This window comes from Catellatospora sp. NPDC049111, assembly GCF_040648615.1.
GTDB lineage: Bacteria > Actinomycetota > Actinomycetes > Mycobacteriales > Micromonosporaceae > Catellatospora > Catellatospora aurea.
The window spans coordinates 1-21121 of sequence record NZ_JBEZEB010000011.1; the positions used below are offsets into that span (position 1 = coordinate 1).

18 protein-coding genes are annotated in these 21121 nt (G+C 73.4%); 9 read left to right on the forward strand and 9 right to left on the reverse strand.

All coding sequences use genetic code 11. The features are described 5' to 3' along the window. The coding region (locus AB0B66_RS17615; protein ID WP_360530228.1) for a M4 family metallopeptidase at window positions 1-1071 on the forward strand (1071 nt) is incomplete at its 5' end. Between the two features lie 80 nt (window positions 1072-1151). Here AB0B66_RS17615 and AB0B66_RS17620 read toward each other — a convergent pair. Together AB0B66_RS17620 and AB0B66_RS17625 are read right to left on the reverse strand one after the other, a co-directional pair. Then, window positions 1152-2738, reverse strand: a complete 1587-nt coding sequence (locus AB0B66_RS17620) for an SDR family oxidoreductase (RefSeq protein ID WP_360530231.1) — start codon at window positions 2736-2738, stop codon at window positions 1152-1154. Window positions 2739-3122: 384 nt separating this feature from the next. Beyond that, window positions 3123-3812 (reverse strand): hypothetical protein, encoded by a 690-nt coding sequence (locus AB0B66_RS17625; RefSeq protein ID WP_360530234.1) that lies wholly within the window; start codon window positions 3810-3812, stop codon window positions 3123-3125. Window positions 3813-4024: 212 nt separating this feature from the next. Here AB0B66_RS17625 and AB0B66_RS17630 point away from each other — a divergent pair, with 212 nt between their 5' ends. From AB0B66_RS17630 to AB0B66_RS17660, 7 genes are all read left to right on the forward strand, one after another. Next, on the forward strand, window positions 4025-5680 hold the full coding sequence (locus tag AB0B66_RS17630; protein ID WP_360530237.1) for a hypothetical protein: 1656 nt from the start codon (window positions 4025-4027) through the stop codon (window positions 5678-5680). A 72-nt stretch (window positions 5681-5752) separates the two neighbouring features. Beyond that, window positions 5753-6697 (forward strand): DUF916 domain-containing protein, encoded by a 945-nt coding sequence (locus tag AB0B66_RS17635; RefSeq protein WP_360530240.1) that lies wholly within the window; start codon window positions 5753-5755, stop codon window positions 6695-6697. 77 nt (window positions 6698-6774) lie between these two features. Beyond that, window positions 6775-7803: a hypothetical protein gene (locus tag AB0B66_RS17640; protein ID WP_360530243.1), complete on the forward strand. Its 1029-nt coding sequence runs from the start codon at window positions 6775-6777 to the stop codon at window positions 7801-7803. 3 nt (window positions 7804-7806) lie between these two features. Next, entirely contained in the window at window positions 7807-9141 is a 1335-nt protein-coding gene (locus tag AB0B66_RS17645) for a hypothetical protein (RefSeq protein ID WP_360530246.1), read from the forward strand. Further along, window positions 9131-9850 (forward strand): ABC transporter ATP-binding protein, encoded by a 720-nt coding sequence (locus tag AB0B66_RS17650; RefSeq protein WP_360530249.1) that lies wholly within the window; start codon window positions 9131-9133, stop codon window positions 9848-9850. Before AB0B66_RS17645 ends, AB0B66_RS17650 begins: the two co-directional genes overlap by 11 nt. Further along, the gene (locus AB0B66_RS17655) at window positions 9847-12672 is read left to right on the forward strand and encodes an ATP-binding cassette domain-containing protein (RefSeq protein WP_360530252.1); all 2826 of its coding nucleotides are present in this window, start codon (window positions 9847-9849) and stop codon (window positions 12670-12672) included. The genes AB0B66_RS17650 and AB0B66_RS17655 overlap by 4 nt, the downstream gene beginning before the upstream one ends. A gap of 11 nt (window positions 12673-12683) precedes the next feature. Beyond that, window positions 12684-13271, forward strand: coding sequence for a neocarzinostatin apoprotein domain-containing protein (locus tag AB0B66_RS17660; protein WP_360530255.1), 588 nt, complete (start codon window positions 12684-12686; stop codon window positions 13269-13271). A gap of 48 nt (window positions 13272-13319) precedes the next feature. Here AB0B66_RS17660 and AB0B66_RS17665 read toward each other — a convergent pair whose 3' ends face one another. The 7 genes from AB0B66_RS17665 to AB0B66_RS17695 all read right to left on the reverse strand — a co-directional run bounded on the left by AB0B66_RS17665 (window position 13320) and on the right by AB0B66_RS17695 (window position 19914). Continuing rightward, on the reverse strand, window positions 13320-14909 hold the full coding sequence (locus AB0B66_RS17665; RefSeq protein ID WP_360530258.1) for a pectate lyase: 1590 nt from the start codon (window positions 14907-14909) through the stop codon (window positions 13320-13322). Window positions 14910-15406: 497 nt separating this feature from the next. Further along, window positions 15407-16525, reverse strand: a complete 1119-nt coding sequence (locus AB0B66_RS17670; RefSeq protein ID WP_360530261.1) for a cytochrome P450 — start codon at window positions 16523-16525, stop codon at window positions 15407-15409. Further along, window positions 16522-17592: a glycosyltransferase family 2 protein gene (locus tag AB0B66_RS17675; protein WP_360530264.1), complete on the reverse strand. Its 1071-nt coding sequence runs from the start codon at window positions 17590-17592 to the stop codon at window positions 16522-16524. The genes AB0B66_RS17670 and AB0B66_RS17675 overlap by 4 nt, the downstream gene beginning before the upstream one ends. Next, complete coding sequence (locus tag AB0B66_RS17680) at window positions 17580-18245, reverse strand: lysophospholipid acyltransferase family protein (RefSeq protein ID WP_360530267.1); 666 nt, start codon at window positions 18243-18245, stop codon at window positions 17580-17582. The genes AB0B66_RS17675 and AB0B66_RS17680 overlap by 13 nt, the downstream gene beginning before the upstream one ends. Continuing rightward, entirely contained in the window at window positions 18238-18567 is a 330-nt protein-coding gene (locus AB0B66_RS17685) for a lycopene cyclase domain-containing protein (RefSeq protein ID WP_360530270.1), read from the reverse strand. The genes AB0B66_RS17680 and AB0B66_RS17685 overlap by 8 nt, the downstream gene beginning before the upstream one ends. Further along, a complete protein-coding gene (locus AB0B66_RS17690) occupies window positions 18557-18997 on the reverse strand; it encodes a lycopene cyclase domain-containing protein (protein ID WP_360530273.1) in 441 nt (146 codons plus the stop codon). The genes AB0B66_RS17685 and AB0B66_RS17690 overlap by 11 nt, the downstream gene beginning before the upstream one ends. Beyond that, window positions 18997-19914 carry a phytoene/squalene synthase family protein gene (locus AB0B66_RS17695; RefSeq protein WP_360530276.1) on the reverse strand — a complete coding sequence of 306 codons (918 nt, stop codon included), beginning with the start codon at window positions 19912-19914 and terminating at the stop codon, window positions 18997-18999. Before AB0B66_RS17695 ends, AB0B66_RS17690 begins: the two co-directional genes overlap by 1 nt. 66 nt (window positions 19915-19980) lie before the next feature. Here AB0B66_RS17695 and AB0B66_RS17700 point away from each other — a divergent pair, with 66 nt between their 5' ends. Then, the gene (locus AB0B66_RS17700) at window positions 19981-21111 is read left to right on the forward strand and encodes a polyprenyl synthetase family protein (RefSeq protein WP_360530279.1); all 1131 of its coding nucleotides are present in this window, start codon (window positions 19981-19983) and stop codon (window positions 21109-21111) included. The last annotated feature ends 10 nt before the right edge of the window (window positions 21112-21121 follow it).

The window sequence follows — 21121 nt, forward strand, 5'->3', positions numbered from 1 at the left end:
ACCCCGCTGCGCTACATGTACAACCCGACCCTGGACGGCTCGTCGCACGGCTGCTGGTCGACCAGCACCAACAGCGTCGACGTGCACTACAGCTCGGGTCCGGGCAACCACTTCTTCTTCAACCTGGCCGAGGGCACCGGCGCCACGTCGTACGGCACCAGCCCGGTCTGCGGCTCGGCTCCGGCCGTCGTCGGCATCGGCCGCGCCAAGGCCGAGAAGATCTGGTACCGCGCGCTGGACGTGTACTTCACCTCCAGCACCCGCTACGTGCTGACCAGCAACCCGGCCAACACGGCCCGTGCCTACACCCTGCGTGCCGCCACGGACCTCTACGGCACCTGCTCGGTCGAGTACAAGACCGTCCAGGCCGCCTGGACCGCGGTCAACGTGGCCGGCAGCGACACCGCCTGCCCGACCGGCAACGACTTCTCCCTCGCCGCGTCGCCGGCGTCGGGCTCGGTCAACCCCGGTAGCTCGGTGACCAGCACCATCGCCGCCACCCTGACCAACGGCAGCGCGCAGACCGTCAGCCTGTCGGCCAGCGGCCTGCCGAGCGGCGCGACCGCGTCGTTCAGCCCGACGTCGATCACCTCGGCCGGCGGCACGTCCACGCTGACCATCGCCACCGGCTCGTCGACCCCGTCGGGCACGTACGCGATCACCGTCACGGGCACGGGCGCCAGCTCGACCCGGACCACCACCTACAGCCTGACCGTCAACGGCGCGCCGGGCTGCACGGGCACCAACCCGACCGACGTCACCATCCCGGACAACACGACGGTGACCAGCACCATCACCATCTCGGGCTGTGCCCGCAACGCGTCGTCCACCAGCGCGGTCGCGGTCAACATCATCCACACCTACAAGGGTGACCTGGTCGTGGACCTCGTCGCGCCGGACGGTTCGGTGTACAACCTGCACAACCGGACCGGCGGCAGCGCCGACAACATCAGCCAGACCTTCACCGTCAACCTCTCCACGGAGGCCGCCAACGGCACCTGGACCCTGCGGGTCCGCGACGCCGCCTCCCTGGACACCGGGCGTATCGACACATGGTCGCTGACCCTCTGACCTGATCCTCCCCGGAAAGAAATGACGGAGGCGCCACCCGCACCCCTGGGTGGCGCCTCCGCGCACGTTCGCTCGGCGCGCTACGGGCCGGCCGGGGAGCCCTCGGCCCGGACCCGGGTCGGCGACAGCGCCCGGACCGGCGGTGGCGTCGGCTCGGCGGGGGACGCGGCACGTTCCGCGGCGCGGGCGATGTTGCGGGCCATGCCGCCGAAGATGAAGTGGTGGAACGGTGAGATGCACTGCCAGTACAGGTGCCCGGCCAGCCCGTGCGGGATGAACACCGCTCGCTGGTCGTACCGGCAGACGTGCTCGGGGCTGAGTAGGTCGGGGCCCACCCGCAGCTCCAGCCAGGCCCGGCCGGGCAGCAGCATCTCCGCCCGCAGCCGCAGCAGCCGGCCGTGCTCGATCTCCTCGACGCGCCAGAAGTCCAGCGCCTCCCCGACGTACAGTTCCACCGGGTCACGCCGCCCGCGGCGCAGCCCGACTCCGCCGATCAGCCGGTCGAACCAGCCGCGCAGCACCCAGGCCAGCGGTGAGGAGTACCAGCCGGTCTCCCCGCCGATGCGCACGATGACGCTCCACAGCGCGTCCGGTGGCGCGTGCACCCGGCGCGTCTTGTGATCGATGTACACGCTGCCGCCCGACCAGTCCGGGTCGGTGGGCAGCGGTTCGGCGGGCGCGCCCGTCCAGGTCGCCGTCGACCAGCGGGTCTCCACGTCGGCGTCCCGGATCTTCACCAGCGCCAGCGTGACCGCCTCGTCGAAGTCCTTGAGCCCTTCCGGTGGGTCGGGCACGTATCGCGCGATGTCGTGCTCGCGGCACACCGCCTCGTGGATGAGGCTCGCCACCAGCGGTTTGGCGATCGCGCCGGGCACCGGCGTGACCAGGTTGACCCACTGCGAGCTGAGCCAGGGCGTGAGCACCCCGACCGGCACGATGACGCGTGGGCGCAGCCCGGCGATGCGGGCGTACCGGTCCATCATCTGCCGGTAGGTGAGCACGTCCGGACCGCCGATGTCGAACGAGCGGCTGACCTCGCCCGGCACGCTCGCCCAGGCGACCAGGTAGTGCAGCACGTCGCGCACGGCGATGGGCTGGATGCGAGTGCCGACCCAGCGCGGGGTGACCATGATCGGCAGCCGCTCGGTGAGGTAGCGCAGCATCTCGAACGAGGCCGAGCCGGAGCCGATGATGACGGCCGCCCGCAGCGTCACCGTGGGCACCCCGGACGCGGCCAGCAGGGTCGCCACCTCGTCCCGGGAGCGCAGGTGCGCCGAGGCCGGCGTGCCGTCCAGGGCGGGGTGCGGCTCCGGGCCGCCGAGGTAGACGATGCGTTTGACCCCGGCCTGGCGCGCGGCCTCGGCGAAGGTGTGCGCGGCCCGGCGGTCTACGTCCTCGAACTGCGGAGTGCCCAGCGAGTGCACCAGGTAGTAGGCCACGTCGATGCCGCGCAGGGCGTCGCGGGTGGCGTCCAGGTCGAGCACGTCCGCCTCGGCGATCTCGGCTTCGTGCGCCCACGGCACGTCCCGCAGCCGCCCTGCCGACCTGGTCAGGCAGCGCACGTGGTGACCGGCCTCGATCAGCCGTGGGGCCAGCCGCCCGCCGATGTACCCGGTCGCCCCGGTCACCAGGACCCGTGCCCGCCGCCCCGCCGATTGCCGCGACATGCCTGAATTCTACGGACTTGGACCTTTGTCCGGGCCGCTGGAGCGGAAGCTGCGTCGTTTCGCGCCACGCGTCACGCGTCACGCACGCCATGCCCGGCGTCCGGCGTCCCTCAAGATCACCCGACTTGCCTGGCACCTGTGCGTATCTTGGCCGCTCATTGGCCCACCTGCCTGGCAAGTCGAACGACCATGGTGCGCCACGCGCCCGGGTCGCGCCCGAACGGTGTCGGGCATCGAGCGTCCACTGCGCGAGGTGGCCACCGTTCCGCAAGGCCTGGCGCGGACAGGTGTCCCTATGTGTGGCTACATCTTTTTTGATGTGGCCACACCAAAAAAGATGTAGCCACACGGCGAACGATGTCTTTCCGCGCCGCCCGCCGGAGGTCAGGTTTGCGGGAGTGGCTCGTGGGTCGGCTGGGAGGGCGCGGCGTCGGGGGCGGGGCGGGCCGCGCGGAGGACGGCCGCGAGGACCGCCAGCTGCAGGAGCAACTCGCCGACGTTGCCGAGCCAGAAGTGCGCGGCTGCGGCCCCGGCGGCGGCGAACATGGCGATCCCGCCCAGGCAGAGCCACGGGAACCGGGCCGTGCGCCACACCAGGGCACCGATCACGACGACGACGAGCATCGTGACGATCGCCGGGACCGGCGGCCCGGCGGTGGCCGCGTTGACGTAGCGCAGGGTGTCGGCGTACTCCCTCGGTTCGAGGCGCAGCGCGACGACGTCGGCGGCGACACCGAGCGCGATCAGGGCCGTGACCAGGACACTTCCGACGATCCGCACGGCCTTGTGTCGCAGCCAGGTCACGCCGAGCCGGGCGGCGAGGGCCGCGGTGGCGACGACGAGCAGCGGCGTGAAGACAGCGTGGATCCAGTACCGCGGCGCGTTGACCGCTTCCAGGGCCGGGCCGAAGCCCAGCAGCCGCCCGACGGCGACGGCTCCGCTGTCGTAGGCGAGGCCCACGCAGATCACGGCGACGAGGGCCGCGGCCGGTCCGGCGGTGCTTCGGCGGCGTGCCGCCAGCCCGGCCAGGATCAGCATGCATACCGCGATCGACGCCATCAACGCAGAGATCATCTGGACCGCCCTGGTGTTTCGTAGATGGGAACACCGTTTCGTCAGTGGGAAAGCTAAACCTCCCCGCCCTGATGGCGCAAGGGTTTGCGGCGGCCGCCCGTAAACATCTCCGGTCGGACGGTTGACAAGCCGGGTCGCCGCTGACTTCATTGACGTATCGCTGGCGAGAACATTGTTTCGTCTAGCGAAACAAGAAAGAGAAGGGAGGTTCCATGCGAAGTAAGTGGGCGGTCGTCACCAGCAGCATCGCTGTCGTCGCCGCGCTGGGTCTCATCGAAGCCCCGGCACAGGCGTACGGGCCGACAGCGAATTCGCTGGGCTGCCGGCTCTACTTCGGCGACGCGGGCACCGGCTCGTCACCGACCACCTGGAGCGACACGTTCGGGCTGACCCTGGCACCGGCCACGCCGGCACCGGGCCAGACCGTCACGGTCACGCTCACGGCCGCCGCCGGACCGCTCAACGGGCCCGCCCCGTTGGTCGCCGGCGACGTCCCGGTGGTCGCCACGGTGGCGCTCGGCGGCTCGCAGTCGGGCACGGTCACGCTGAACCTGGCGCCGTACCCGACGTCGGCCAAGGATCCGTACACGCCGCTCGGCGCGATCACGGCGACGGGCACGTTCGTCGCCGGACCGGCAGGCGCGGCCACCGCCACGGTGACACGGGTGAAGTTCGCCAACACCACCGCGGCGACGTACTGCTCCAACGCCGGGGACCGCGACCACAAGGCCGCACCCCAGGCCAGCACCATCGTCGAGGCGTTCAGCGTGTTCGACGGTTCGGCCACCGTGACCGCGGTGTCCGGGCAGACCGTCACCACGCACGCCCGCGCGGGCAATACCGTCACCTTCGCGGTGGCGGGCCTCGCGCCCGGCGCGACGCTCACCGCGTCCCTCAAGGACGGCGCGGGCGCGGGCACGGGCGAAGGCACCGGCACGGGCAGCACCGACGGGTCGGGAGCCGGAACGGGCACCATCGCCGTGCCGGCGGGCGCCACCACCGGGGTCCGCAGCGTAGCGGTCTCCGACGGCGTCAACACCGTCGTCGCGCCGATCACCATCCTGGGCACCCCCACCATCGCCATCAACCCCGGTGGCGGCGGCGCGGGCACCTCGGTCGCGGTGACCGGCACGAACTGGAACCCGGGCAGCACCGTAGCCATCCGCGGCTACCAGGCGCTGGCCGGACCCCCGCCGCCGAGCCCGACCGGGGACGCACCCGTGAGCATCACGGCCTCGGCGTCCGGCGGCATCAGCACCACCTACACCGTCAACGACCCCGCGACCGCATACCTCGGCGCGTCGTCGGGCGTGGGCCCGAGCACTCTCTTCGCCATCGCGAACTGGGCGGCCTCGGCCGACGCCTGCGTCGCGAAGACCGGCGCGGCGACCACCGGGTCCTGCTCGCTGACGTACAACCTGTCGCAGACCGTCACCGCGGGCAACCTCGCGATGGCCCGCGCGGCAGGCAGCGGCAACATCGCGCTGTCGGGCGTCACGCTCGACGGCACCGTCCACACCAGCACCGGAACGCTGCCGGTCATCACGGTGACGGACTACCGCGGCAGCACCTTCGGCTGGAGCCTCGTCGGCACGCTCACCGACTTCACCGGCACCCCGGGCGGCACCATCCCGAAGGCGAACCTGTCCTGGACCCCCGCCTGCACCGGCACCGCCGGCGCGACCAACGCCGTCACCGCGGCCGCGGGCACGGCGGGTCCGGTCGACGGCGCCACGCTGTGCTCGGCCCCGGCCGACGCGGCGGGCACCGGCGGCAGCTTCGACGCCTCCGCGGCGCTCGCCCTGACCGTGCCCGCCCACCAGCAGGCCGGTTCGTACTCCGCCACGCTCACGATCACGCTGAGCTGACGCGGAGACCGGTGGGGGCGGGCGCTATCCGTCCCCACCGGCCCCTGTATCCCACCACCCGGGGAGAGGCTGATGGCCATCTGGTCGCGTACGGCCGCGGTCGCGCTCGCCGCCGCACTGCTCGCCGTCACGGCGCCGATCCCGGCCCACGCCGCCGGCAACGGGCGCTGGGCGGTCGTGCCGACGCCGCCGGACAAGCCCGGCCCCGCCCCGCGGCAGTACTTCTTCCTGGAGTCGCCGCCCGGCCGCACCGTCATCGACTCGGTGCGCGTGGCGAACCTGACCGACCGCCCGATGACCCTGCGCCTGTACGGCGCGGACGCCTTCAACACCAGCGCCGACGGCGGGTTCGGGCTGCTCCCGCAGACCGAGCGGCAGCGCGGGATCGGCGCGTGGACGCAGCTGGGCCTGGCCGAGGTCGTCGTGCCCGCCAAGCGCCAGACCGACATCCCGTTCACCATCACCGTCCCGGCCAACGCCCCGCCCGGCGACCACGTCGGCGGCGTCGTGGCGGCCGAGTCCACACCCAGCGGGCAGCTCGCCGAGGGTGGCATGAGCATGGGCGTCACCCACGCCGTCGCGGCCCGCGTCTACCTGCGCGTCAGCGGCCCGACCGTGCCCGGCCTGGCCGTCGAGGACCTCGCCGCCGATCCGGGCGAGCTGACCTACACACTTGCCAACACCGGCAACATCCACCTGGTGCCGGAGCTCACGGTGACCTCGTCCGGCCTGTTCGGACACACCGTCACCGCCGCCGGGCCCGGCTCGCAGCTCGACCTCGTACCCGGCGCGCGCACCCGGCTCCGGGCGGCGCTGCGCGGCGTATGGCCCGTCGACGTCGTCACCACCACGGTCACCGCCACCGCCGAGGGCGGCGTGCGGGCCACCTCATCGACGACCACGGTCACCGGGGTCCTCCCCGCGCTGGGACTGCTCGCATTGCTCGCCGCCGCCGCGTTCCTGCTGGTCCGGCGTCGCCGCCGGGCCCGCCGCCTGCGCCCGCGAGGCCTGGCATGAGCCGCCCGGTCACGCCGCGCGGGTCTGTCAGGCGCAGCAGGAAAGCGGGCCGCAGCCTGACCGCCGCCCTGTTCGTGATGCTGGCGTTGCCAGCGGTGCCGGTTCCGGCGCACGCCGACGGGTGGAGCGTGACACTGTCCGCGCCCAAGGCTCGGCCGGGTGACACCGTGCGGGTCACCGGCGCGAACTGGCCCGCGGGGCGGCTGGTGCAGTTGGTCACCTGCGGGGAGCTGGCGCTCGGCGGGTCGTCGTCGTGCGACATGCGCGGCGCGCTGGCCACCGCGGTGAAACCGGACGGCACGTTCTCGGTCGTGCTGATCATCGGTGAGCCGCCCAAGCCCTGCCCGTGCGTCGTGCACGCGTCGGCGGTCGGGACCGGCGAGAGCGGGCACGTGGACACCCCGATCGACGTCTCCGGCCACCCGGTCGGACCCGTGCCGACCCCGGCGCGAACCCTGGCCAGGCTCGACGTGGTCGAGGCGCGGCTCACCGGCGGCGGGTCGGTGTCGGCCTGGTTCGGCGGTCCCCAGCACCGGACTCTGGTCTATACCGTGCGCAACGCCGGATCTCAGACGCTGACGGGCGCGCCGCTGACCGTGCGTGTGGGCAACGGCGCGGACGCCGTGCCGACCCCGCCCACCGGCGAGCTGCGCCCCGGCGAGACGCGCACGTACGAGGTCGCGGTCACCATCCCGTTCGCGGCGTTCGGGGCGTACCCGGTGACGGCCGAGCTGGGCGGGTTGGGGCAGGCCAAGGCGGTGCATCAGGCGTACCCGTGGGGACTGGTGCTGCTCAACGTCATCGGGCTGGCGCTGATCGGGTTAGGGGTGTGGCGGCTGGTGCGCCGTCGTCGGGCCCGTGCCGCCGGTCCGGCCCTGGCCGCCGACGGGCCGATGCTGCTGCCCGCCGTGGTGCGGGTGCCGGACCTCGGGGCGTACCTCGTCTTCGACGACGCGCCCGGTGCGGGCCGGATGCGCCGCCTGGCGGGTGGGCAGCTCGCCCCCGACGAGGTGCGCCGCCTGCTGGAGCGCGAGCAGCGGCAGCCCGCCGCGGTCGTCGACCTCGACGCGCTCGACGCCTACCTGACCGCTCGCGAAAGAGGGTGACCCGTGGACAGATCGACGGCGCTGCGCGCCGCGGCCGCGGCGGTGGTGGCGGCGGTGGCGTTCACCGGCTGCTCGGCCGTCATGCCCGGCGCGCTCGACCGGCAGCAGCCGGCGACGCTGACCGGCACCGGGCCGGGCGTCACCGACAGCACCGTGAAGGTGGTCTTCGTCGGCGTCGACCTGGGCACCACCGGCAGCAGCCTCGGCTTCCGCACCGCCGACGCCGGTGACCTGCCCGCACAGGTCAAGGCGCTGGAGGAGCACGTCAACGCGAACGGCGGCATCGCCGGGCGGAAGCTGCAGGCGGTGTTCCGCTCGTACGAGGCCAGCAACGACTCCCCGGCCGCCGAGGAGAAGCTGTGCAACCAGATCACCCAGGACGACCAGGCGTTCGCGGTGGTGCTGACCGGCCAGTTCCAGTCCAACGCCCGCCCCTGCTACGCCTCGCGCGGCACGCTGATGCTGGACGCGACCCTGGTCCCCAACGACGACGCCACGTACGCCAAGCTGTCGCCGTACCTGTGGTCGGCCAGCTATCCCGGCTATGACGAGTTCGTGAAAGCGCTGCTGTCGTCGCTGACGGGCGAAGGCTTCTTCACCGGCGCGGACGCGGTCGGCGTGGTCGCCGCGGACACCCCGGTCAACAAGGCCGTCTACGAACGGCTCGCCGAACCCGAGCTGAAGCGGCTCGGCGTCGCGCCGACCGTGTCCTGGGTCGACACCACCGACCTCGGCACCCTGAACGCGGGGCTCAACCAGGCCGTCGTCGACTTCCGCAGCAAGGGCGTCGCCCGGGTGATGTTCCTGGGCGGGGCCCGGCTGGCTTCGTTCTTCCTGACCACGGCTGCGGCGCAGAGCTACGCCGCACGCTACGCGGTGTCCAGTTTCGACAACCCGGCGTTCCTGGTGAACAACCCGGGCACGATCCCGGTCGCGGCGCTGGAGGGCATGGTCGGCATCGGCTTCAACCCGAGCCAGGACGTGCCCGACAGCAGGCTGCCCTTCCCCGGCGGCGACGCCGAGCGGGCCTGCCTGGACATCTTCGCCAAGGGCGGGCAGAGCTTCAAGACCAGGGAGAACGCCCGTGTCGCGTTCACCTACTGCGACGCCGCGCTGCTGCTGCACGCCGCCGCGAAGGATCTCGGCGCGAACCTCAACGCGGCCGCGTTCGCGCAGGCGGCGTCCGCGCTCGGGGACCGGTTCACCCCGGCCGCGGGCACCCGCGGGCTGCTCGGCGGGGACCGGCGCGCGGCCGGCGACGGCTACCGGGTGCTCGCGTACGACCCGGGCTGCTCGTGTTTCACCTATCGCGGTGAGGAGAAACGCTTTGCCGGCTGACGCGCTCAAGGCCACCGGGATCGACTGCTCCTACGGTCCGGTGCAGGTGCTGTTCGGGGTGGACCTGCGGGTCGCGCCCGGGGAGATGGTGGGCCTGTGCGGGCCCAACGGGGTGGGCAAGTCCACGCTGCTGCGGGTGCTGTCGGGCCTGCACCGGCCGACGGCGGGCCGGGTCGAGCTGTTCGGCGCGGACATCACCGGCGTCTCGGCGGTGCGGCGGGTGCGGCTGGGCATGGCGACCGTGGTCGGCCAGGCCGCGTTCGGTTCGCTGTCCGTGCTCGACAACCTGCGCCTGCACGGGTACGCCATGCCGCCCGCCCAGGCCCGCGAAGCCGTCGAGGCCGCGCTGACGGTGTTCCCGCGTCTGGCGCAGCGGGCGCACCAGCCCGCCTCGACCCTGTCCGGCGGCGAGCGGCAGATGCTGGTGCTCGCCAAGGCGCTGATTCAGCGACCGCACGTGCTGCTCGTCGACGAGCTGTCGCTCGGCCTGGCCCCGATCGTGGTCGGCGGCCTGCTGGAGATGCTGCGCCGGCTGAACGCGACCGGCGTGTCCGTGCTGGTCGTCGAGCAGTCGGTGAACGTGGCGCTGTCGCTGGTCGACCGGATCTGCTTCATGGAACGCGGCGCGATCGCCGCCGAACACCGCCCGCAGGACCTGGCCGACCGGCCCGAGCTGGTGCGCTCGCTGATGCTGGGCGGCCACGCATGATCGACCCGATCGTCCTCGGCCTGTTCACCGGCCTCACCTACGGCCTGCTGGCGGTGGGCCTGGTGCTGGTCTACCGGTCCAGCCGCTTCCTCAACTTCGCCCACGGCTCGGTCGGCGTCTTCGGCGCGGCAGTGCTCAGCCAGCTGGTGACCGGGGCCGGGGTGCCGTACTGGGTGGCGTTCGGCCTGGCCATGGCCGTGTCCGCGGGCGTCTCCGCGCTGATCGAGGTCGCCGTCGTACGCCGCCTGCGCGGCCGTCCCGGGGTCACCGGCATGATCGCCACGCTGGGGCTGTCGCAGTTCGTGCTGATCCTCGCGCTGCTGGTGAGCAGCCAGGGGCTGAACGGCCTGACGTTTCCGAAGCCGCCCGGTATGCCGTCGTTCACGCTCGGGCGCACCCCGATCGGGCCGGCCTTCACGGCGATGGCGCTGCTGGCCCCGCTGCTGCTCGGCGGGCTGGCGCTGTTCCTGCGGCGTACCCGGTTCGGCCTGGCGGTGCGCGCCGGAGCGGACGCGCCGGACACCGCGCAGCTCAACGGCATTCCGGCGGCGCGTATGACCACACTCGCCTGGGCGCTGGCCGGAGCGGTCGCGGCGTTCTCCGCGATCCTGGTCACCCCCACCCAGGGTGCGCAGTCGATCGACACCCTCGGGCCCGAGCTGCTGCTGCGCGGCCTCGCCGGGGCGGTGGCGGCGCGGATGGCGTCGCTGCCGATCGCGTTCGCGGCCTGCCTCGCGGTCGGGGTCGGCGAGCAGGTGCTGCTGTCGATGGGCGCGGGCCGGGGCGGGGTGTCCCTGGCCCTGGCCCTGTTCATCCTGGTGGCGCTGCTGGTCCAGCCGCAGCTCGGCCGCCGCGACGGCGAGCAGGCGCGCTGGCCGCGCGCGGTGCCCGCGCTCGCGTCCCGGGCCGGACGGGTGCTGGCGGGGCTCGCGCTGCTGGCGGCCGCCGCCACGGCCTACCTGGTCACCAACGAGACCGCCTCCGCGCTCACGACCGTGGCCGGGTTCGCGGTCGTCGGGCTGTCCGTGCTGCTGGTCACCGGGCTGGCCGGGGAGCTGTCGCTGGGCCAGTTCGCCTTCGCCGGCATCGGTGCGGCCGTGTCGCTGCACGTGGCGGCGGCGACCGGGAACTTCTTCACCGGCGCGGTGGCCGGGTGCGCGGCCGCCGCCGGGTCCGCGGTGCTGGTGGGCCTGCCCGCGTTGCGGCTGCGCGGCCTCGCGCTGGCCGCGACGACGCTCGCGTTCGCGCTGGCCGCCGAGGCGTGGCTGCTGCGGCTGCCGTGGCTGCTCGGCGACGGGGTCAGCGCCGCCAAACCGGTGTGGACCGGCTACGCCCTCGTGCTGGCGAAGGACTACTACCTGTTCGCGCTGCTGATGCTGGGGCTCGCACTGTGGCTGGCGCACCGGCTGCGCTCCGGCGGTTTCGGCCGGGTCGTGCTGGCGCTGCGCGACAACGAGGACGCGGCCCGCGCCCTGGGCGTGCCCGCGCCGCGCCGCAAACTCCAGGTGTACGCCGCCGCGGGCGCGCTCGCCGGGCTCGGCGGCGTCGTCATCGGACACGGCCAGACCCAGGTCACCGTGAACAGCTTCCCGGCCGTCGCCGGGATCGACGTGGTCGCCCTGACCGTGGTCGGCGGCCTCGGCCTGCTCGGCGGGTCGGTCCTCGGCGCGCTGCTCCTGATCGGCCTGCCCGGCCTGGTGGAACTGGGCATCTTCGGCCAGGCCGCGCTGACCCTGGGCTGGCTGCTCGTCGTCGTGGTGCTGCCCGGCGGCCTCGGCGAACCCTTGGCCCGCCTGGTCGCGCGCCTGCCGGGTGGGGCCGGCCGGGCCGGCGGTCCGGTAGCCGATCCGCGGCCGCCCGCGCAGCCGCCGATGCCCGCACCCGAACCGCTGCCGCGTCGACGTCCGCGGTCCGACGCCGATCCGGCCGTGGCAGTCGCTCCGATTCCCAAGCCGCGGCCTTCCGCGGTGTCCGCGGCTTCCCCAAGGGCAGCCGTGACGCTGCCCCGGCGCACGTCGCCGCTGCCGGCGGGGCCGGGGCCACTGCTGGAGGCGCGCGGGGTGGCGCGGGCGTTCGGCGGGGTGCAGGCTGTCGGCGGGGTCGATCTGGCGGTGGGGCCGGGCGAGGTGGTCGGCATCATCGGCCCGAACGGGGCCGGCAAGACGACGCTGTTCGAGATCCTGGCCGGGTTCACCCGCCCCGACCAGGGGCAGGTCGCCTTCGCGGGGCGGGACGTGACCGGCCTGAGCCCGCAGCGGCGGGCCGGGCTGGGCCTGGTGCGCTCGTTCCAGGACGCGCGGCTGTTCCCGACGCTGACCGTACGAGAGTCGCTGCTGGTCGCGGGGGAGCGCCTCGCGCCGACCGGCCTGCTGACCGCCGCGCTCGGCGGACGCGGCCCGCAGCGGCGGCAGGAGGCGCTGGCCGGGGACCTGCTCGACCTGTTCGGCCTCGCCGAGCACGCCGACCGCCAGGTGGGGGAGCTGTCCACCGGCACCCGGCGCACCGTCGAGCTGGCCTGCCTGCTGGCGCTGGAGCCGTCACTGCTGCTGCTCGACGAACCGTCATCGGGCGTGTCGCAGGCCGACGGGATCGCGCTGGCCGAGCTGCTGTCGCGCGTCAACCGCGAGCTCGGCGTGGCGCTGCTGGTCATCGAGCACGACCTGCCGCTGCTGTCCCGGCTCGCGGAGCGGATGGTCGCCATGGACGCGGGCCGGGTCATCGCCGACGGCACACCCGACCAGGTCAGGGCTCATCCTGCCGTGGTCGCCGCCTACCTCGGCACCGATGCCGCCGCAGTGCACCGGTCCGGTGCCCCCGTCTGAAGGAGATTCCCATGTGGAGAGCACGTGCGGTCGCGGTCCTCGCCGTCCTGGCGGCGGCCGTACCGATGATCGCGTCACCGGCGGCCGCGAAGCCGGTGCTGACGCTGAGCAAGTCCAGCGGGCTGAGCGACGGCGCGTCGATCACGGTCAACGGCTCGGGGTTCACCGCGAACCTCAAGCAGATCGCGATCGGGCAGTGCATCGCCGAGGTGAAGGGCCCGACCGACTGCAATCTCGCGGGCGGGGCCCAGTTCGTCAACGCCGACGCCAGCGGGAAGATCCCCTCGGTGACCCTGCGGGTGGCGAAGAAGTTCGGCTCGTTCGACTGCACCAAGCGCCAGTGCGTGATCGCGGCGCAGATCCTGCCGTCGTCGGCCTCCGACGACATCGTCAAGGCCAACGCCACCAGCACGAAGATCTCGTTCGGGACGTCCGGCGGCAGCTCACCCGGGCCGCAGACCTCGCCGGGCGGGACGCTGGCCAAGACCGGGCCGGGGGACGAGCACTGGGTGATCGTGCTGGCCGGGACCGCCCTGCTGCTGCCCGGCATCGGCTTCCTGCTGCTCATGCCGCGCCGCCGCCGGGCTCTGGCGGGCTGAACGCGAAAGGGGGCGGGAGCCCGACGGCTCCCGCCCCCTCGCCGTACGTCAGCTGGCGTAGGTCTCGAACTCGGCGACCTTCGGGGTGGCCGACGAGCTGGTGATCCGGAGGGTGACCTTCGTGGTCGAGGTGGCGGTGAAGGTGATGGTGCCCGAGCCGCTGCCCGACTTCAGGACGGCCCCGGTCGCGCCGTTGAGGACCTGCCAGGACCCGATTCCGGAGCCCGACGCCTCGCGGATGACGATCCGGGACACCGTCTTGGCGGAGCTCCACTTGACCGAGATGTCACCGGTCGACCCGGAAGGCGACCAGAACGTGCTCAGGTTGCCGTCCTTCACGTTGCCGTAGCTGGTGCCGCTGGCCTTGCTGGAGCCGTCGGCGCCGGCGTCGGAGGCGAGGCTGAGGTTGGTGCCGCTGGGGCTGCTCGACGGCTGCGGGCTCGGCGAGGAGCTGGCCGACGGCGACGGCGCGGTCGAACGCGACGGGCTGGCCGACGGGGCGGGGCTGCTCGGACCCGCGGTCGGCGACACCGGCGTGCAGCTGCCGTTGGACACCTGCAGGCCCTTGTTCGCGCCCGCCGTGGCGGCCACGACGCTGGGCACGCAGCTCGCCGCGTCCAGGGTGTACGCGTACGGGATGCTGACCGTGGTGTTGGACACCACGTTCGGCCCGGCGGGGTTGTTCTCCGAGCCGGGGCTCGACCAGGTCACGTTGTTGAAGATGTTGCCGCTGACCTGCCAGTAGCCGGCCTCGCTGGTGTAGAACGTGCCGAGCACGTCCTTGGAGTTCTGGAAGTAGTTGTTGTCCACCTTGGCGCGTGCCCCGGCCCGAGAATTGATGCCGGACTCGACCAGACCCGAGTAGTGGTTGTTGTAGATGTGCGCGATGCCGCCGCGCAGCAGCGGCGTACGCGAGTCGATGTTGCTGTAGTAGTTGTGGTGGAACGTGATGAAGCCGTTGCCGGTGTCGCTCTCGCTGGAGCCGATCAGGCCGCCGCGGCCGGAGTTGCGCAGGATGCTGTAGGACAGGGTCACGTACTGGACGTCGTCCTTCATGTCGAACAGGCCGTCGTAGCCCTCGGACTCGCCGCCGGACGCCTCCAGCGTGACGTGGTCGACCCAGACCCGGCGCACGGTGCTCTCCATGCCGATGGCGTCACCGCCGTTGGACAGCGGCGAGCCCGACTTCTTGACGTTCCGCACGGTCACGTTCTGGATGATGATGTTGCTGGAGTCCCGGATGTGGATGCCCAGCTGGTCGAAGATCGCGCCGCTGCCGACCCCGATGATCGTGACGTTGCTGATCTCCTTGAGCTCGATCTTGTCGGCGGCGGTGTTGCAGCTGTCGCCGGACACCTTGGTGGTGTTGCCGTGGTTGATCGTCCCGGAGACCTGGATGATGATCGGGGTGCTGCTGCTGGCCCGGTTGCACAGGGCCGCGTGGATCGCGGTGCCCGTGGAGGCCTGCACCGTCGCGCCGCCCGCGCCGCCGGTGGTCCCGCCGTTCTGGGTGGCGTAGCCGGTGACGCCGCCGGTCGCGGCCGCCGCCTGGGGCGCCTGCAGCGCCACGCCGACCGCGGCCGCCAGGGCCGTGCCGGCCAGCGCGGCCGAGAGTCGCACAACGACTGGTCGTTTCATCTTCGTCTCGCTTTCGTGTTCGGGCGCGGGTCATCGCCGCTGAATGGCCGATCGCGGCGCGCCGGCCAGGCTTCGGGCCTGTCGCCTGTGGCCGGGCAGGTCGCGGATCGACCGGGAAGGGTGCTCTGGTCGAGGTGGAGCGGTCGTCGGTGCCGTCGCGACCTGGAATCGGGCCTTCGAAGCCGGCGGCGGCTGCGCCCGTGCCGAATCGTCGGGGTCGCGGGCTGCCGTCTCGAGCCGGAGCCGCCCGATCGAGGACGGTCGGGCGTCAGTAGCCACGCGCCCCGGTCACGTCCGGTGGGAGGCCCGTTCCGCCGGCGTTTCGGGAAAGCGCATTCCCTAACACGGTGCAGTCCGGGCGGGGCGAAGTCAATGGATCACCGTGTGCAGGATTGTTGCAGCGCTCGGGCTTTCGACCTCGCACGGGCCATTGACGGGCGTTGGCGTGCGTCGCTACCTCGTCCTATCCGGAATGCGCTTTCCGGGATGGACGGAGGTCACCAGCGGCGTTCGAGCCACAGCGGTCCGCGCGGGCGCAGCGCGATCGCGGCGCTCGGCGAAGGATCGCCCTCGACCTGGGCGAGTTTCGCCTCGCACCACGGCAGCAGGGCGGCGCGCAGCATGGCTCGGGCCAGGTGCGCGCCCAGGCAGGTGCGCCGCCCGGCGCTGAACGGCAGGAAACCCCAGGCGGGCCGCCCGCCGTCGAAGCGGTCGGGGCGGAACGTGTCCGGGTCGTCCCACAGCCGGGGGTCGCGGTGGGTGAGCAGCGGGGAGTACAGCACGAGCGTGCCCGCGGGCAGGTGCACGCCGGTGGCGGTGGTGTCGGTGGAGGTGACGCGGCTGCCCAGCCAGCCGGCGGGATACAGCCGCAGGGTCTCGTCGAGCACCTGGCCGAGCGTGTCGGCCTGTCGCCACTCGGGTGCCCCGGCCAGGTGCCACAGGGCCCAGGCGAGGGTGTGCGCGGTGGTGTCGTAGCCGGCGGCGAGCCCGACCCGGATCTCCGCGACGGCGTCGTCCAGGCCGGACAGGGCCTCGGCGAGGCTGCCCGGCGGCGGGTCGGCGAGGATCGCCGCGATGGCCGCGTCGAGCCGCCGGAACAGCAGCGGGCGCGGGATCATCGGGCCGGGCGCGGGATGCTGCAGCGGGTGCAGGAAGTCGGCGAGCAGCCGGTCGGGCATGGTGTTGGCGAAGAACGCGGCGTTGAGCATGCGGCGCACCACACCGCTCGCCCAGCCCAGCGCCTCGAACCGGCCGGTGGGCAGGTCTGCCCGCGCCACCAGGTCGAGCTGTTCCAGCAGGTGGCCCAGAGCACGGGCGTGGAAGTGCGGGTTCAGCTCGCGGCGGCGCGGGTCGTGTTCCGGGTTGTCCTGGTAGACCACCCCGGCGGACAGATACGGCGTGAGGCCGCTGAGGCTGCCGACGCTGCGGAAGGTGTCCAGGTCGCCGAGCACGGCCCGGTTCCAGTCCGGGGTGTAGCCGACCACGGCGGTGCGCCACAGCCGCAGCCGGAACACGTCGCCGGTGCGGGCCCCGTCGCGCAGCAGCCGCACCGGATCGGTGGACCACCGCCACAGGTGGCCCAGCAGGGGCGTGCCCGCAGGGGAGGGGAGCGTCACCGGTACTCCCGTCCCTTCCAGACCGCGGTGCGGCGCAGCGCGGTCAGGTAGACGGGCAGCGCGGCGGGCGCGGTGAACGGCACCAGCGCGGCTTCGGCGTACGCCCCGCGCCCGGTCTTGGCGTTGGACAGCACCCGCTCGGCGAGGCCGAGCACCGCGGCGACCCGCCAGCCGGGGCCGCGCCGCCACAGCAGCCAGGGCACCGTATAGGCGACCAGGTTCCCGGCGAAGCTCGCCGCGAGCAGCACGTCGCTGCCGTTGTGCGCGGCCCGCATGCTCTTGCCGACCCCGCGCACCGCGCTGCGGTAGTCGTCGTACATGCGGGTGCTCACCAGGTCGCCGCCCAGCGCGAGGCCGAGCTTGAGCCCCTTGCGGCGGCTGAGCCTGGCCAGCTCCAGGTCCTCGACGATCTCCCCGGCGACCGCGGCGTGCCCGCCGAGGTGCTCGTACGCGGCGCGCCGGAACGCCAGCAGCTGTCCGTTGGCCACCGCGGCGGCCGGGATCGGCAGGTCGAGCAGCTGGAACGGCAGGAAGCCCAGCAGGTTCTCGTCGATCAGCGGGACCAGGAAGCGCTCGCCCAGCGTGCCTGTCTGCTGGCGCGGGAACACCGAGAACACGCCGGCCCGCTGGCGGCGCTGCTGCGCCCACACCGCGTCCAGCGCCCCGGGCCGCAGGGTCACGTCCGCGTCCAGGTAGACCAGCAGGTCGCCGGTCGCGGCCTCGGCGAGCTGGTGGCAGGCCCAGTTCTTGCCGATCCAGCCCTCCGGCCGGGGCGCGCCGGTGATCAGTCTCAGGCGCGGGTCGGCGAAGCCCGCCACGACGTCGGCGGTGCCGTCGGTGGAGCCGTCGTCGAGGACCAGGATCTCCTCGGCGGGCTGGGCGAGCAGGCCGGGCAGCGTGTACGGCAGCCGCGCGGCCTCGTCGCGGGCGGGCACCAGCAGCGACGTGCGCGGCCGCCCCGGCGCGGACTGCCCGCGGGCCAGCACCGGGAACGAGCGCGCGTTGCTCAGCAGCCCGGCCGTCTTGACCAGGTGGAAACCCGCGACGGCGGTGCTCAGGACGCCCATGGCGCGGCCCCCTGCACGGTGTCGATCTGCTCGTCGACGCTGCGCCGCCCGGCGAGCACCCGCCGGAAGCTGGCCAGCGGGCGGCGCGGCTCGGCGGCGGCGAGCTGGCCGTCCAGGGCCGACAGGTCGGCGGCCAGGGTCTCGGCGAGCCGTTCGGTGACCTGGCCGTCGCTGCCGCGGCGGGTCACCTCGGTGCAGGAGACGTACGCTTCGGGTCTGGTGTGGCCGCGCAGGACGACCCGGACCGCGACCGCGTACAGCGGCACGCGCGCCTGGCGGGAGTACCAGGCGGCGCCGGGCGACAGCGGGCCGGGCGGCCCGGCGGGGCGCAGTTTGCCCTCGGGGTAGATGACCAGGGTGCGCCCGTCGGCCAGGTGCCGCAGCCCGGTGCGGGGCTCGGCGGTGCCGAACACCCCCACCCGGCGCACGAACCGGTAGCGGGCCAGGTTGTCCTGCTGCATGAGCAGGCAGGCGGGGTGCCGCGAGCGCTCCAGCACGACCGACGCGACGAACGGGTCCCACCAGCTGTGGTGGTTGGCCGCCCAGACGAACGGGCCGCGGGGCAGCCCACCGCGCAGCCACACCCCGCGCAGGTCCCGGCGCACCAGGTAGGTGAAGCCGTGGCGCAGGAACGCCGCCACCGGGTCACGCATCCCGGGCCTCGCCGTCGGCGGCCGGCCGTTGCCGCTGCCACAGCAGCAGGGTCAGGGTGATCAGGGCGAGGCCGAACCCGTAGTCCTCGACCGGGATGTGCCACGGCGCGCGTACGCCGCTGATCTGCTCCTCGGCGTAGTGCACGACGGTCGCGTCGGGCCGGGTCAGCCAGCCGTCGACCGGCACCATGAAGGCCAGCGAGATCGCCACGGTCAGCCAGTACCGGGCGGTGCGCAGCAGTCCGGTGCGCAGCACGGCGAGTTCCAGGGCCACCACGGCGACCGGGGCGGCCACGGCGGCGATGGTGTACTCAGCGGCCACGTCGGCCACCCGTGGCTTCCGGCTGAGCGGGGGAGCCGGTCTCGGCCGGGCCCGACGCAACGGCGGCACCCGGCAGCGATCGGCCGGGACGGCGGCCACGGCCGAGCAGCCCGGCCCGGCGGAGCAACTGCGGGCCCTGCCCGAGCACTTCGAAGGTGAGCAGCGCGCACAGCGGCACCACCAGGAAGAACAGCCACTCCTCCCACGGTAGGCCCGCGACGGTGACGCCGGTGGTGTACCGCTCGGAGAACCACCAGTGGCCGCGGGCCGTCGCGATCAGATCCCAGATCACGAACACGGCCACCACCGGGGCCAGCGTGGACACCAGGCGGCGCGGCTGCCGGTAGACGCGCGCGCCGAGCACAGCCTCCAGTGGCAGTGTCACGGCGACGCAGGCGGCCAGGATCAGCAGGTAGCGCAGCGCGTCCATCAGCTCGCCCGCTCCGGCGCGCGGGGCGTCGCGACAGGGGTGCCGGCGGGGGTCAGCAGGCAGCGGGCGGCCACCTGCAACCGGCGATGGGTGGGCACTGTCGCGCGGCGGGCGAACACGTCGAGGTCGGCCCGTTCGATTTCGTCGAGGATGCCGCCGTACAGGTGGAACGCGGTGCGGATGCAGGCCTGCGAGGTCGGCGCGAGCATGGTGACGCCGGGGGCCGCTGCCGCGTAGTGCTCCCGGGCCCGGGTGATCTCGTAGCGGACCAGTTCCCGGATGGCAGTGGTGGCGGTGCCGCGCGCCGCCGCCTGGTGCAGCTCGGCCGGGCTGACACCGAACGTGCGCAGGTCGCGCTGGGGCAGGTAGATCCGCCCCCGCTGCAGGTCCTCGCCGATGTCGCGCAGGAAGTTGGTCAGCTGGAAGGCCAGGCCGAGCTGCCGGGCGGGTTCGCGGGCGGCCTCGGCGTCGGCCGGCTCCAGGATCGGCAGCATCATCGTGCCGATCACCGCGGCGCTGCCCTCCATGTAGCCGAGCAGGTCGTCGTAGTCGGCGTACTCGGTGACCTCCAGGTCCATGGCCATGCTGCGCAGGAACGACGCGAAGTCGGCGCGGTCCATGTCGAAGCGCTCGATGGTGTGCAGCACGGCGGGCAGCAGCGGGTCGTCGACGGCGGCCCCGTGCAGGCCGGCCACGAAACGGTCGGACCACTCGCGCAGCCGGGCGGCGCGCTCGCCGTCCGGCAGGTAGTCGGTGCTGTCGACGATCTCGTCGGCGTAGCGGGTGAAGCCGTAGAGCGCGTGCACGTGCGGCCGCTTCCAGGCCGGGAGCAGACGGGTGGCCAGGTAGTACGTGCGGCCGTGGCGGCGGTGCAGCTGCCGGCAGCGCTCGTACGCGGCGGCGAGTTCAGGCTCCACGGGGCTCTCCTCGGAAAAATCGACTCAACAATCGACGCAACTTCGACTCTACGCTAATCTGAGCGCGTGGCAAACGACACCTTCTCCGCGACCGCTCCTTCCTTTACCCCGACCGCGGGTCCCGGGTCGGTAGACCACGCCGTCGACCTGCACGAACGAGTCGAGCAAGCGCTCAGCGACTTCGTGCTCGCCGAGACGGCGGCACTGCTCGACGTCGACCACGCGCTCGAACCGCTGCTGGCCGCCGCCCGCGACGCGGTGCTCGGTGGGGGCAAGCGCATCCGGCCGCTGTTCGCCTACTGGGGCTGGCGCAGCGTGGCCGGCCCGGCCGCGCCCGTGCAGCCGGTGCTGCCCGCGCTCGCCGCGCTGGAGCTGCTGCACGCGTTCGCCCTGGTCCACGACGACGTGATGGACCGTTCGGCGACCCGCCGGGGCCGTCCCACCGCGCACCGGGCGCTGGCGGCGGCACACGCCGGGCAGCGGCTGCGCGGCGACGCCGAGCGCTTCGGCGACTCCGGCGCGATCCTCGTCGGCGACCTGTGCCTGGTCTGGGCCGACCGGCTGATGAGCCGGGCGAAGGTGCCCGCCCCGGCGCTGGCGGGCGCACGGGCGGCGTATGACCGGATGCGGGTCGAGGCCGTCGCCGGGCAGTTCCTGGACGTGCTCGGCGACCACGCGCGCAGCTGGTCCCCGGAGCGGGCGCTGCGCACCGCGCGCCTCAAGACGGCCGGTTACACCGCCACCTGGCCGCTGCACTACGGCGCGGCGCTCGCCGGGGCCACCGGCGCCGCGTTCGCGCGCGGGCCGCTGGGACGCGCCTACACGCGCTACGGCCTGGCCGTCGGCGAGGCGTTCCAGCTGCGCGACGACCTGCTCGGCCTGTACGGCGAACCCGCCGTCACCGGCAAACCGGTCGGCGACGACCTGGGCAAGCCGACCATGCTCCTACTGCTGGCCCGCGCGCGGGCGAGCGCGGCCCAGCACGCCGAGCTGGATAAACTGCTCGCCGCCGAGCAGCCCGACGTGACCCGGCTGGCCGAGGTGGTCCGCGCGACCGGGGCCGCGCGGCGGCTCAGCGACATGATCACCGAGCGGGTGGCCGACGCGCAGGGCGCGCTCGCGGACGCGCCGCTGGACGAGTCCGTCCGCGCCGCGCTGGGTGAACTGGCCGCCGCCGTAGCCTGGCGCGCGGCATGACCGGAAGGAG

What these genes read in the sequence shown, in the direction of transcription:
- AB0B66_RS17635 (WP_360530240.1), top strand. Translation starts at nt 5,753, where the DNA reads ATGGCCATCTGGTCGCGTACGGCCGCGGTCGCGCTCGCCGCCGCACTG.
- AB0B66_RS17620 (WP_360530231.1), bottom strand. Translation starts at nt 2,738, where the DNA reads ATGTCGCGGCAATCGGCGGGGCGGCGGGCACGGGTCCTGGTGACCGGG.
- AB0B66_RS17675 (WP_360530264.1), bottom strand. Translation starts at nt 17,592, where the DNA reads ATGGGCGTCCTGAGCACCGCCGTCGCGGGTTTCCACCTGGTCAAGACG.
- AB0B66_RS17680 (WP_360530267.1), bottom strand. Translation starts at nt 18,245, where the DNA reads ATGCGTGACCCGGTGGCGGCGTTCCTGCGCCACGGCTTCACCTACCTG.
- AB0B66_RS17660 (WP_360530255.1), top strand. Translation starts at nt 12,684, where the DNA reads ATGTGGAGAGCACGTGCGGTCGCGGTCCTCGCCGTCCTGGCGGCGGCC.
- AB0B66_RS17690 (WP_360530273.1), bottom strand. Translation starts at nt 18,997, where the DNA reads ATGGACGCGCTGCGCTACCTGCTGATCCTGGCCGCCTGCGTCGCCGTG.
- AB0B66_RS17655 (WP_360530252.1), top strand. Translation starts at nt 9,847, where the DNA reads ATGATCGACCCGATCGTCCTCGGCCTGTTCACCGGCCTCACCTACGGC.
- AB0B66_RS17665 (WP_360530258.1), bottom strand. Translation starts at nt 14,909, where the DNA reads ATGAAACGACCAGTCGTTGTGCGACTCTCGGCCGCGCTGGCCGGCACG.
- AB0B66_RS17630 (WP_360530237.1), top strand. Translation starts at nt 4,025, where the DNA reads ATGCGAAGTAAGTGGGCGGTCGTCACCAGCAGCATCGCTGTCGTCGCC.
- AB0B66_RS17640 (WP_360530243.1), top strand. Translation starts at nt 6,775, where the DNA reads ATGCTGGCGTTGCCAGCGGTGCCGGTTCCGGCGCACGCCGACGGGTGG.
- AB0B66_RS17625 (WP_360530234.1), bottom strand. Translation starts at nt 3,812, where the DNA reads ATGATCTCTGCGTTGATGGCGTCGATCGCGGTATGCATGCTGATCCTG.